This window comes from Streptomyces sp. NPDC050211 (assembly GCF_040656035.1).
Taxonomy (GTDB): domain Bacteria; phylum Actinomycetota; class Actinomycetes; order Streptomycetales; family Streptomycetaceae; genus Streptomyces.
The window spans coordinates 21,579-33,065 of sequence record NZ_JBFALC010000088.1 but is presented as its reverse complement, the minus strand read 5'-3'; the positions used below and the strand labels follow the sequence as shown (position 1 = coordinate 33,065).

Annotated in this window: 9 protein-coding genes and 1 pseudogene; 1 reads left to right on the top strand and 9 read right to left on the bottom strand. The window is 70.6% G+C overall.

The features are described 5' to 3' along the window. From AB0I98_RS44655 to AB0I98_RS44645, 3 genes and pseudogenes are all read right to left on the bottom strand, one after another. Positions 1–188, bottom strand: a pseudogene (locus AB0I98_RS44655) (TIGR00374 family protein); the annotation flags it as partial. Next, entirely contained in the window at positions 185–1,660 is a 1,476-nt protein-coding gene (locus AB0I98_RS44650; protein ID WP_362951814.1) for a hypothetical protein, read from the bottom strand. The pseudogene AB0I98_RS44655 and the gene AB0I98_RS44650, both read right to left, overlap by 4 nt. Before the next feature lie 147 nt (positions 1,661–1,807). Next, positions 1,808–2,203: an SgcJ/EcaC family oxidoreductase gene (locus AB0I98_RS44645; RefSeq protein ID WP_362951813.1), complete on the bottom strand. Its 396-nt coding sequence runs from the start codon at positions 2,201–2,203 to the stop codon at positions 1,808–1,810. Positions 2,204–2,312: 109 nt separating this feature from the next. On the opposite strand from AB0I98_RS44645, the gene AB0I98_RS44640 reads away from it, so the two are divergent. Further along, on the top strand, positions 2,313–2,966 hold the full coding sequence (locus tag AB0I98_RS44640; RefSeq protein WP_362951812.1) for a nucleoside/nucleotide kinase family protein: 654 nt from the start codon (positions 2,313–2,315) through the stop codon (positions 2,964–2,966). Here AB0I98_RS44640 and AB0I98_RS44635 read toward each other — a convergent pair. The 6 genes from AB0I98_RS44635 to AB0I98_RS44610 all read right to left on the bottom strand — a co-directional run bounded on the left by AB0I98_RS44635 (position 2,950) and on the right by AB0I98_RS44610 (position 11,217). After that, positions 2,950–4,779: a hypothetical protein gene (locus tag AB0I98_RS44635; protein ID WP_362951811.1), complete on the bottom strand. Its 1,830-nt coding sequence runs from the start codon at positions 4,777–4,779 to the stop codon at positions 2,950–2,952. The two genes, AB0I98_RS44640 and AB0I98_RS44635, sit on opposite strands and share 17 nt — an antisense overlap. Before the next feature lie 54 nt (positions 4,780–4,833). Next, on the bottom strand, positions 4,834–6,552 hold the full coding sequence (locus AB0I98_RS44630; protein ID WP_362951810.1) for a hypothetical protein: 1,719 nt from the start codon (positions 6,550–6,552) through the stop codon (positions 4,834–4,836). A 2-nt stretch (positions 6,553–6,554) separates the two neighbouring features. Further along, entirely contained in the window at positions 6,555–7,454 is a 900-nt protein-coding gene (locus AB0I98_RS44625; protein WP_362951809.1) for a carbohydrate ABC transporter permease, read from the bottom strand. Further along, positions 7,451–8,362 carry a sugar ABC transporter permease gene (locus AB0I98_RS44620; protein WP_362951808.1) on the bottom strand — a complete coding sequence of 304 codons (912 nt, stop codon included), beginning with the start codon at positions 8,360–8,362 and terminating at the stop codon, positions 7,451–7,453. Before AB0I98_RS44620 ends, AB0I98_RS44625 begins: the two co-directional genes overlap by 4 nt. Before the next feature lie 124 nt (positions 8,363–8,486). Next, positions 8,487–9,809, bottom strand: a complete 1,323-nt coding sequence (locus AB0I98_RS44615; protein WP_362951807.1) for an extracellular solute-binding protein — start codon at positions 9,807–9,809, stop codon at positions 8,487–8,489. A gap of 277 nt (positions 9,810–10,086) precedes the next feature. Then, complete coding sequence (locus tag AB0I98_RS44610) at positions 10,087–11,217, bottom strand: ROK family transcriptional regulator (RefSeq protein ID WP_362951806.1); 1,131 nt, start codon at positions 11,215–11,217, stop codon at positions 10,087–10,089. Between the last annotated feature and the right edge of the window lie 270 nt (positions 11,218–11,487).

Sequence of the window (11,487 nt, the reverse complement as noted above, 5' to 3'; positions counted from 1 at the left end):
GCCGCGGCGGACGCGGCGACGAGCAGCCAGCCCTGGTCGGCGCCGGCGAGCCGGACGGCTCCGGTCTCCAGCACCGGCCAGTGGCGCCGGGCCAGATAGCCGGCGCCCACCAGCACGGCGAGCGTGAGGGCGGTGTGCCAGTAGGCGCGTCTGCGGTGGGGTGGGGCGAGGACCTCCTCGGACGTCATACGGGCCCCGGCGCGATGTGGACGTCCAGGCCGTCGAGGCGGTGGGTCTGCCAGGTGCGGGCGTATCCGGGTGGGGTGCCGCCCGGCGGGGTGAGGGCGGCGACCGGGATGGTGCGTGCGGTGCGCAGGATGTCCGCCTTCGTGGTGTTGGCGTTGTGGCCGCGGATCGCGCCGGAGGAGCAGCCGGTGTAGTAGGCGACGGGGATGGCCTCGTGCCCGGTGAGCAGACAGGGTGGGCGCACACCGAGGCGGTGCAGTTCGGCGGCGCTGCGGGTCCAGTCGCGGCGGTCGGCGGTCGTGCGCTCCACGACGCGTTCCAGGACGACGTACTGCACGGCCAGATGTCCGGCCAGCCCGACGGCGAGCAGCGTCGGGAGGACCGGCCGCCATCGCCCGCTCGGCGCGGTGACCAGGTGCCGCAGCGCGTCGGCGACGGGGACGGCGAGCAGCGCGTAGGCGGGCAGCAGGAAGCGGGGGGCGGCGTATTCGATCAGGAACAGGTAGGGAACGGCGGCTGTCGTGGCGCACAGGAGCGGTACGAGGGTCCGCGCGGTGCGTCCGGCGCGCACGGCGACCGCGAGGCCGAGGGCGGCGAGCAGCGGGAGGACGAACCACCACAGGGTCACCGCCGGGTTGGGCATGTCCACGGTGCAGGGGCGGCACAGGGTGCGTCCGACGAGGCTGCGCAGCTGGTCGTCGACAGCGTTGTGCCAGCCGAGTCCGCCCTGGATCCGGGAGGCCTCCGACAGCCGCTCGAACAGGCCGCCATGGCTGACGAACGCCTCGATCACCCACGCGACGGCACCGGAGGCGAGCCCCGCCACCAGGGCCAGGGCGAGCCTCCATTGACGTATCGCGACGACCAGCAGGGGCAGCGCGACCCAGGCGGCGTCCGTGGGCCGCATCAACGCCATGAGTGCGGCGCCCGCCGCGACGCCCCACAGGGCCCGCCGGTCCTGTCGGTCGGAGCGGGCGCGCAGGAAGCAGCCGACGCAGACCAGGGCGCCGATCGCGACCCAGTAGTTGGGCATGGCCTGCGGGGCGTAGAAGAGGGTCACCCACAGGGAGGCGAACAGGGCACCTGCGGTGGCGAGGACGCCGGCCGGGAACAGTCCGCGCCAGGTGTGCAGGGCGAGGTACAGAGCGGCTCCGGCGAGCAGCGCGAGGTAGACGCGCAGCAGCGTGGTGGACGTCGACCAGGAGGCGATGGGCGCCACCAGCACGGAGACGCCACGGGCCCGCGGGGCGCTGAAGAAGGCGGCCGGTGCCTGGGTGCCGACCTGGCTGACGTAGACGGTTTCGTCCCAGCCGAGGCCCATGGAGGGGTGGACGAGCGCGAGCTGGGCGAGGGTGAAGGCACCGGCGACCGCCGCGAGCGGGCCCCTGCCATGGGCCCAGCCGAGCGCACCGGGCAAAGTCGCCTCGCCGTGTCCTCCCCTGCCGACGAGTATGGCGTTCGACCCGCGCGCCATGGTCCACCCCTCACCCCTGCACGTCGTGGGCTTCCTCAGCCCGCCAGCCGGAAGGGCTGAGGGCGAGAGCCCCGGAAACATGGACAAAGTATCCCGGGCAGGGCATGGTCAGCCCTCCGCGTGCGCCCAGGAGCGTGACGCCCGATGTCAGTCGTGCGGGAACGAGTGGTGCTCGTGGGCGACCAGCCAGCGGCCGTCCTCCTTGCGCAGGCCGAGGGTGAGCCGCAGGCGCAGGGTGGGGCGCTCGGTGAGTTCCTCCGGGGTGCCGCAGCGCAGCAGGGCGTGTGCGTAGGCGACGTCGGCGCCCGCGGTGATGTCCAGGGACTCGATGTCGAAGGAGGCGCCCTGGGCCTGCCAGGCGAAGAACGGCGGCCAGCTCGCGCGGTAGGCGTCGATGCCGTGGATGCCCTCGTGGGGCGGCGGTACGTCGTACATGACGATGTCCTGGGCGTGATCGGCTAGTACGCCGTCGAGGTCGCCCCGGTGGACGGCTTCGGCCCAGTTCGTGATCAGGGTGCGGATCCGCGCTTCGTCGTCCGACATGGCGACGGCTCCCTCCTCGTCGGTGGCTCTCCATGGACGCGACCTCGTCCTCTACCGACTCCCCGCATCGGCGCAACTCATCGCCGGGCAGGGTGCCACACTCTGCTGTGTGCCTGTGACCTTCGACGACCTCCTCACCCGCGCCCGTGGCCTCGCCGAGGGCCGCCGCCGCCGCGTCCTCGGGATCGCGGGCAGCCCCGGCGCGGGCAAGACGACGCTCGCCGAGACCCTCGTACGGAAGCTGAACGTGTCCGGGGAGCCATGGGTCGCGCACGTCCCCATGGACGGCTTTCATCTGGCCGACGTCGAGTTGGACCGGCTGGGTCTGCGGGAGCGCAAGGGCGCGCCCGACACCTTCGACGCGGCGGGGTACGCGGCGCTGCTGCGGCGGCTGCGGGAGGAGGCCGACGGCACGGTGTACGCGCCGGGCTTTGAGCGGGTGCTGGAGCAGCCGATCGCGGGCGCGATTCCGGTGGCGCCGACGGCCCGGCTGGTGGTGACCGAGGGCAACTACCTGTTGCTGGGGACGGGGGCGTGGGCGCGTGTCCGGGCGCAGTTGGACGAGGTGTGGTTCTGCGAACTGGACGAGGAGGAGCGGATTCGGCGGCTGATCGCCCGGCACGAGGAGTTCGGCAAGAGCCACGCGGAGGCGGTGGCGTGGGTGCTGGGCACGGACCAGCGCAACGCCGCCCTGGTCTCCGCGACCCGGGACCGCGCCGACCTCGTCGTCCCGACGTCCCTGCGGCTCAGCCGCGCAGGGTGAGCAGCGGTTCCCCTCGCTCGTCACCGGCCGGTTCCCCGATCACAGCGGTGAAGCCCTCGGTCCGAACCGTCAGCCCCTGCTCCCCCAGCTCGAATTCCGGGGAGAACGGGCCCTCGGCGCCGTAGCACACGGCGAAGACGTGCAGGTCACCGGAAGCGCACGGCGCCGGTCCGGCCTCCAGCGCCGTGGACGCGACCAGGTGACGCCAGCCCTCGTCCGGGTTGCCGTAGCCGCGCGGATCGGCGGCCAGGGCGAAGGCCGCCAACTCCTGGGTCGTCTCCGAGCGGGCGTCGAAGTGGTCCGTGCACTCCGCCTCGGGGTGGGTCAGCCGGAGTTCGCCCGCCGCCCTCACCTCGCCGGTGGCGACCCTACGCACACGGTCGCCGTCGTCGGCGGCGTACGGCAGTCCGGCGAGCAGGTACGGCGATCCCGGCAGCCGCTCGACGGCCACCGTCATCCACAGCCGCGTGCCGTCGGTGATGTACAGGGACCGGACATGGCGCAGGACGTGGTCGCGGCCGACGACCGGCTTGGTGACCAGCTTGGCGGTCAGGCCGTCGGCGCGCAGGTCGCGGACGCGGACCTCGCCCATGGGACGGCAGTGCAGGAAGCCGTCCGTGACCGGGCCGAAGCCGTGCTGGCGGTTGACGGCGGCAGGCAGGTAATAGGTGCCGCCTGCCTCGACCACCGCCGGGGTCATCCGGTCGTCGAAGGCCACCGAGACCGTGCCCGAGCGCAGTTGGTGGCGGGCCGCCGCCGTGGCCGGCTCCCGGTGCCAGCGTGTGGCGTCCTGGATCTGCCAGATCAGCATCCACGCGAAGTGGCCGTCGATCCCGCCGTCCGCCTGCGCCGCGTGTCTGCCCCAGCGGGTGTCGCCCCGGTAGCGGCCGAGGTCGGAGCCGATACGGCGGCTGAAGTAGCGCAGGCCCAGGACCGATTCGAAGCCGGAGTGCTGTTCGCTGTAGCGGGGGCCGCCGGTGTCGAAGCCGCCGGTCGTCAGGCGGGCGTCGATGTAGCGGGCGAGCGTGTCGCCGTCCTCGGCGAAGGTCTCCTCGCCGCTGATCCGGTGGGCCTGGGCGAGGAAGGACAGGGAGATCGGGCCGTAGTTGTTGTCGTAGGCGCCGCCGTGCTCGGGGGGCAGCAGGGCGCCCCGGTCGCGCACCCGGTGGGCGCGGATCTTGTCGGCGTACAGCTCCAGCGCCCGCGCGCGGACCCCCTCGCCCTGTCCTTCCGGCAGATGACGGGCCAGCATCAGGCCGCCGACGACACAGCCGATCGCCTGGTTGCCCGCCTCCTGCGGGTTGAAGAAGGTCGCCTCGGTCAGCCAGCGCCAGTAGCCATGCGCCAACTCAAGGACGTCGGTGCGCTGTTCGTCGTCGACCAGGCCGTCCGTCATGTCCAGCAGATTGACCGTCTGGAGCAGCGCCCACACCGTGCTGGGCCAGTCCCCGATGGGGTGCGCGCCCGCCGCAAGGGTGTAACGGGCGTACGGCAGACGGGAGTTACGCACCTTCAGATTGGGATAGCCGGGGTTGTCCTCGGTGTACACCCGCTCGCGCAGATGGAAGGCGAGGCTGCGGCGCACCGCCTGAGGCAGCCGCGGGTCCCCGGTGCGCTGCCAGGCGAACGCGAGCAGCGAGGTGATGCCGAGCGAGGTGTCGCCGATGTCGTCGACGGCGTCGGGGTGTTCGAGATTGCCGTCCGGTGTGATGCGGGCCAGGGCCTGCTCGGTGACGTCGGCGAGGATGGCGTCGTATGCCTCGGGGGTGTCCGGCAGGTCGTGCAACGGGCCGCGTTGGTGCGGGAGATGCATCGGTCTGTCCTCAGCCCTTCATACCGGAGGTGGCCGTGGCGTGGGTCTTCGGGGTCATACGACAGGTGCGGACCGGCGGGCGCGCAGTGCGACGGTCAGTGTGTGCGGGCCGAGTCCACCGAGGTAGACACGGTTCCCGGTCGTCGCGTCGGTGCCGCCCACCACGGTGTAGTCCTGCCCCGGGTCGTACCGCAGTACGTCGCCCCGGTCCGGTCCGGCCAACGGTTCGCCCGCCTCGACGCCGGCCTCGACGCGGATCTCGTCGTCGCCGACCCGGTAGGTCATCGGCCCGGTCGTCAGGCACCAGCGTCCGTCGCCGATCGGTACGGCGCCCACCGGCACACCGCCCGGGCGGAAGGTCAGTTCGAGGGCCCAGGGCACCCGTGGTCCGCTGATGTCGATCCGCAGGTCGGCACCGTCTTCCCGCAGGTCCACCTCGACGCGGGTCGTGTGGGAGACCTCGTCCCGAGGCCGGTCCGGGAAGGCCATCGCGGCCGAGAAGCGTCCCTCGTCCACCAGCCGGTAGACGCCGTCGTCGCGCCTCTGGTCCGGCGGGAGCGGTTGGTAGTAGGCGGCTGTGAGGGTCTCGGTGAGCCGGTACCGGTTGTCGGCGAGCTGTTGTGTGTCGGCGGCGCGGAACGGGCCCAGGTCGAAGAACCCCCGCGAGAGACGGACCGCGTCCAGGACTGCGTCGCCGGCGAACAGGCGCAGGAAGGTGGGGTTGCAGGCGAGGCCCGAGCGGATGCGCCGGTGCTCGGGCACGTCGGAGCCGCCGTACACCACCGTGTGCGCGGTGGCCGAGGCGCGTGCGGCGAGGCGTGCGGTGGGGAGGTACCGGTCGCGCGGAAGGGGCTCCGCAGTCGGGGCCGGAAGGGCGCGGCACAGGTCCGGGGTGAGGAGGGTCTCGGCGAGCAGGTCGGGGTCGTCGATACCGCCGGCGGCCGCCAGCCGCGCCACCCGGGCGAAGTCGCCCCGGCCGGTGCGGACCGCGAGCAGCCGGTAGTGCGGCAGGTAGGGCGCCAGCGGGAACGGGTGGTTCTGGTCCTGCCGTCGCGAGTGGACGGTCTCCACCGTGCCGTCCGGCCTGATCAGGTCCAGGGTCGTGGCGAGATTGCGTTCGACGGCGTACAGCAGGTCGGCGCGGCCGAGCACTTCGGCCAACAGCAGCAGCGACGGGTTGGACACGTGGGCCGCGTAGTTGGGGCTGCGTTCCGAGTACAGGCCCTCCGCGTCGATGTCGACGCCCTCGGCGAGCCACTCCTCGATGCGGCCGAGCAGCCGGTCGTCGGGGAACGACCGGTGCAGGCGGGCCAGCGCCGCGCTGAGCTCCCAGCGGTGATTTGGGGTGTGCACCCCGCCGGTCAGGAGACTGCCGGTGGCGGCGCCGGCGATCTCGGCGAGCGCGGCCGTGACCTCGCGCAGTTCGGGCCCGGCACCGGCGGCGAGGACGTGCGCGTCGCACACGTCGTTGACGGTGAACGCGGAGTCCGGCGGTGACTGCACGTTGTCGCCGCCCGCGAAGAGGCCGGAGGCCGTCTGCACGGCCAGCAGGGCACGGAGGTGGGCGATCGTGGCCGCGACGGCCTGTGTGCTGCCGTGCAGTGCCGACTCCGGGGAACGGTACGCCGCGACCAGGGTCTTCACCCTGCGTGCCAGAGCGCGGTGGGGCACGCCGGCGAGTTCCTCGTCAGGGCGGGCCGTCAGCGGGGCGGCCGCCCGGTCGGCGGCGCGGGCCGCCGCACGGACGAACTCGTGGTCGAGCGGGGTGGGCACGGTCAGTCCTTCAGTCCGGCGTTGATGTCGGCGTTCATGACGTAACGCTGGAACACCAGGAAGACGACGATCAGCGGAATCATGGTGATGACCGAGCCGCCGAGCACCACCGACCAGTTGATGTTCTGCGCGCCGACGAGGCTCTGGATGCCGATCTGCACGGTGAACTTGTCGGGGTCGTTGAGCATCAGCAGCGGCCAGATGTAGTCGTTCCACCGCCACTGGAACGACAGGATGGCGAGGGTCAGCATGATGGGCCGGGAGATCGGCACCATGATCCGCAGAAAGATCGACAGTTCACGCGCCCCGTCGATGCGGGCGGCCTCGACGAGCTCGTCGGGGACCGTCAGGAAGAACTGGCGGAACATGAAGCAACCGGTCGCCGTGAGCAAGGCCGGGAAGATGATGCCGGCGAGCGAGTTGTACAGGCCCAGGTCGCGGGCCACCAGGAACTGCGGGGCGAGCATGACCTCGCCCGGCAGCATCGTCGTGGCGAGGATGCAGATGAAGAACACCTTGAGCCACTTGTTGTCGTACTTGGCCAGCGCGTACCCCGTGCAGCAGCTCACTCCCACCGTGAGGATCGTCGCGATCACACTCACGATGGTCGTGTTGATGAAGTACTGGGAGAAGTTGGCGCTGTTCCATGCTGCCTTGTAGCCCGACAGGGTGGGGTCGTCCGGAAACAGCGCCAGCGAGGAGAACAGGTCTCCCGCCGGTTTGAAGGAGCTGAGGACGAACCACAGCACGGGAAACCCGTAGACGGCCGCCAGGACCCACAGCAGTGTCGTCGCGGGCACCGCGCGCCGAAGCCCACCGCGGGCCGCGCCGCGGGGCTGCTTCCTGGGAACTGCCCGTCCGGGCTCGGCGTCGACCGGACGTGGCATGTCTGTGGTTGTCATCGGTTCTCCACCCGCCGGTTGACGATCATCTGGATGATCGCGACGGCCATCAGGATGAGCATGAGCACGAACGACGCGGCGCTCGCGTAGCCGATCTGGCCCGATTTGAAGCCGGTCTGGTAGATGTACTGGACAAGCAGGTTGTTCGACGTTCCGGGTCCGCCGTTGTTGAGGGAGGCGAACAGCGGGTACTCCTTCATCCCGTGGATCGTGTTGAGCAGGATGACGATGAAGGAAGTGGGCGCGATGCTCGGCAGTGTGATGCTGATGAACTGGCGCCACGGACCGGCGCCGTCGAGCGAGGCCGCCTCGTAGTACGACACCGGTACGTTCTTGATCGCCGCGATGAACAGCAGCATCGAGAAGCCCGTCCAGGCCCAGGATGCCGCCACCACCACCACGATCAGCGACAGGTCCGCGTTCGACTGCCACGGAACGGCACTTCCGCCGAGCTTCTCGATGACCTCGTTGACCAGTCCGAAATTCTCACCGAACAGCCACCGCCACAGGACACCCACAACGATGGGCGACAGAAGCCACGGGATGAAGAAGAAGACACGGGCGACCGACACGCCCTTGGCGTGCTTGCTCACCAGCACGTTGGCGATCAGCAGCGAGAGCACGAAGTTCAGCGGAACGAAGAGCACGGTGTACAGCAGCGTCCGGGTCAACGCACTGTAGAAGATCGAGTCCCCGAACAGGTTCTGGTAGTTGTCCAGTCCGACGAACTGGAACGCCCCGATGCCCGTGTAGTTCGTGAAGGAGTAGACGAGCCCGATCACCGCCGGCCAGACGAAGAACAGCGCGAAGAGCACCACATTGGCCGCGATGAGGACGAGCGGCGCGAGGGTGTACTTGCTGCGTCTCCTGGGCGGGCTCACGGACACGTCCGGGGCGCGTTTTGTCATCTTCCTGACTCCGTGCTGGTGGAATGGGTTCCTGTGGGCTCAGGCCATGAGCCTGGCATCACGTGGGGTCCACAGGCCCGGGCGGCGGTGTCTCGACCCCGCCGCCCGGCCCGTCGGCCTACGATCAGCCGCCGACCTGCTGGTTGTAGCCGGCCACGATGTTCTCCAGGGCCTTGTCGGCCGACTGCTGGCCGTTGATCGCCTTGCCGAGTTCCGTCTTGGTCGGGTCCTCGGTGAGGGTCTTGCCCTTCAGCGCCCAGCCAGTCTGCGCGCTGTTGAAGTAGCCGGAGATCGGGTCGTAGAGCGGGATCGACTCGTTGTAGAGCTTGAACGCCGCCTGCGCCGCCTCGGACTTGAAGGGGTACTTCGGGTTCAGACCGCTCTCGACGGGCAGGAACCCGGACGCCTCGCACAGCGCCTGGTAGTGGGCCGGCTCGTACAGCCAGGACAGGAACTTCTCCGCGGCGGCGGCCGCGTCGCCGTTGTTGTTGAAGCCCACCGTCATGCCGCCGCTGTTGACGTCGCTGGCCTGCACCGGCTGAGCCGGAGTCGGGACGCTCGCCCACTCGAACTTCGTGATGCTCTCCGCGTAGGCGGCGACCTGCCACACACCGGACCAGTAGGCGACGACGTCACCGCTCTGGAACATGGCCGACGGGTCGGCGCCGCTGGTCCACACCGACTTCGGCATGGTCTTGTCGTCGTTCCACCCCACGAAGGTGTTCACGGCCTTCTTGGTCGCCGCGTCCACCGAGAACTTGCCGGAGTCGTCGGCGTGGACGTACTTCCCGCCCATCTCGTACACCATGGCGCGCAGCCGGGACGGCGACTGGTCGAAGGTCAGGGAGTACTTGGCGTTGGTCTTCTCCCGGACCTCGTCCGCCGCCTTGATGAACTCGGTCCAGGTCCAGGTCTTGTCGGGCGAGGTCGGGTAGTCGACGCCGGCCTTCTCGAGGAGCGACTTGTTGATGAACATGCCGGACGCGGTGACGTCCGAGGGGATGGACAGCACCTTCCCGGACGAGTCCTTGGCGACGAAGTTGCCGTTGATCTTGTTGCTCTTCTTGTCGGCGATGGAGCTGAGGTCGATCAGCTTGCTCGCCCAGATCGGGTCCAGCTTCGGCACTGACGCCACGTCGGGCAGGGAGTTCGCCTGCGCGGCGTTGCGCAGCTTCGCGTCGTAGCCGTCGTAGGGAAGGTTGACGAGCTTGACGTCGACGCCGGCTTCCTTCTTGTACTGCGCCACCATCTTCTTCCAGCCCGCGTCCTGCCCCGGAACCGTGGAGATCCAGAACGTCAGCGACTTGGAGGTTCCGCCCGAGCCGGAGTCCGACCCGCAGGCGGAGAGCAGCAGGGCACCTGCCGTGGCCACGGCAGCGAGGGGGACCAAACGGCGTATGCCGCCGCGGCCGAGCCGGCGAGAGCGCCGCGCACCTACATTGATCATCTTCGATCCCTTTTTCGTCACAGGGGACGGAGCACGGCGCCGACCGAGGCGGCACGGATGCATTTTGCAGGAAAGGTCGCTTTCCGGGGGGCGCGGCCTCGCCCGGCCGCGTCTTCCGCACGGGCGAGGATCCCCGGCCGTCATGGCCGTCACCGCACGGGCACGCCCTCGTGCGGTTGCCGTACATCGAGTACCGGCGGGACGCTCGCTCCAAGCCGGCGTCCCGGCCGACTTAGAAAGCGCTTGTCCGGACATTGGCAGACCGAGCCGGAACCCGTCAATCCTTAGCCCCCGCGGCCTCGGTCACGGTTTGGACTCCCCGGGCGACCGCGAGCCGGGAAGCACCCACCACGGTGCCGAGCTCACCGACCGTGCTGCTCACCACCTCGGTGGGCCAGCTCAGACGCGCCATCTCGGCCCGCACCCCCGGCAGCAGCTGCGGATCCGCGCCGGTGCTGCCGCCCAGGACGATCAGCCCGGGGTCCAGTACGGCGGTCACGGCGGCGGCCAGCCTGCCGATGTCGGCGGCATGTCGGTCCACGACCGTACGGGCCGTGGCACGGCCCTTCTGGGCGAGGGCGAAGAGCTGCTCGGCGGTGCGGGGGCAGGACCCGTCGGCGTCCGGCCAGGCCTCGGCGGCCCGGCGCAGCAGGGAACGGGCGCCGATGTACTCCTCCAGGGCGTCCTGGCGGGGCTCCCGGCCCTCGTCCCAGGGGTAGGGCAGCCGGGCGAGCTCACCGGCGGCGCCGTTCGCCCCGCGCAGCACGTGGCCGCCGACAACGATGCCGAGGCCGATACCGACGCCGATCCGCAGATAGCCGAAGGTGTTCCGGCCGCGGGCGGCGCCCTCGTGGAGCTCGGCGAGCGCGGCACAGTTGACGTTGTTCTCGAGGTGGACCGGCACCCCCCGGGGCAGGGCGACGGCCATGGCGTCGAAGAGGGGGCCGGCCTTGGCGGTCGCGGGGCGCTGTCCTACGCCGCCCTCCCCCGCCGGGACATCGCCGACGGCGACGACGATGGAGCGCAGCGGGGCGCCGTCGGGCAACGCGAAGACGGCCTCGCGCACGACGTCGGCGGCCTCGTCCCGGGAGCCGGTGGCCTGGGCGAGCAGGGTGCCGTCCAGGGCGCAGCCGCGCACCCGGGTGAGGGCGGGGCCGAGGTCGACGGCGAGCACCGCACCGGCCGCCGGTCCGAGTCCGTAGACGGCGGCGGAGCGTCCGGTGGCGCCGGAGGCGGTGCCTGAGTGTGCGGCGAGATGGGCGCTCTCCAGTTCCGCGACGGCGGAGGACACCGTCGGCTTGGACAGGCCAGCCAGGCTCGCGAGCTGCGGCCGGGTCGCCGTGCCCGCCCGGGCCAGCACGGCGAACACCGCGCTCGCGCTCTCGGTCAGGCGGGGTGCTTCCGCCACGTCGTGTTCCACAGTTCTCCCACGCGAGGTCGAGCGCCGCGCTCCGGGGTCGTACCTCTCCAGGGGATGCGGCGATGGGATGCCAGGCGATTTCTCTTGACGCACTGTACTTCGTTAGTTAACTTCCTAACGAAGTCACGGTACTCGCCTGCCGTGGTCCGTCAGAGGCCCGTCCCGGGGCTTCCCTAGTTCTTGACTGCCTTTCCTCACTGCTTTTCCTCCAGACACGGTCTCGCCCGCCGTCGCAGCACAGTGCAACGACGAAAGAGG

Bases quoted from the DNA above. Each gene is read 5' to 3' on its own strand.
- AB0I98_RS44650 (WP_362951814.1), bottom strand. From the start codon at position 1,660: ATGGCGCGCGGGTCGAACGCCATACTCGTCGGCAGGGGAGGACACGGC.
- AB0I98_RS44645 (WP_362951813.1), bottom strand. From the start codon at position 2,203: ATGTCGGACGACGAAGCGCGGATCCGCACCCTGATCACGAACTGGGCC.
- AB0I98_RS44635 (WP_362951811.1), bottom strand. From the start codon at position 4,779: ATGCATCTCCCGCACCAACGCGGCCCGTTGCACGACCTGCCGGACACC.
- AB0I98_RS44625 (WP_362951809.1), bottom strand. From the start codon at position 7,454: ATGACAACCACAGACATGCCACGTCCGGTCGACGCCGAGCCCGGACGG.
- AB0I98_RS44620 (WP_362951808.1), bottom strand. From the start codon at position 8,362: ATGACAAAACGCGCCCCGGACGTGTCCGTGAGCCCGCCCAGGAGACGC.
- AB0I98_RS44615 (WP_362951807.1), bottom strand. From the start codon at position 9,809: ATGATCAATGTAGGTGCGCGGCGCTCTCGCCGGCTCGGCCGCGGCGGC.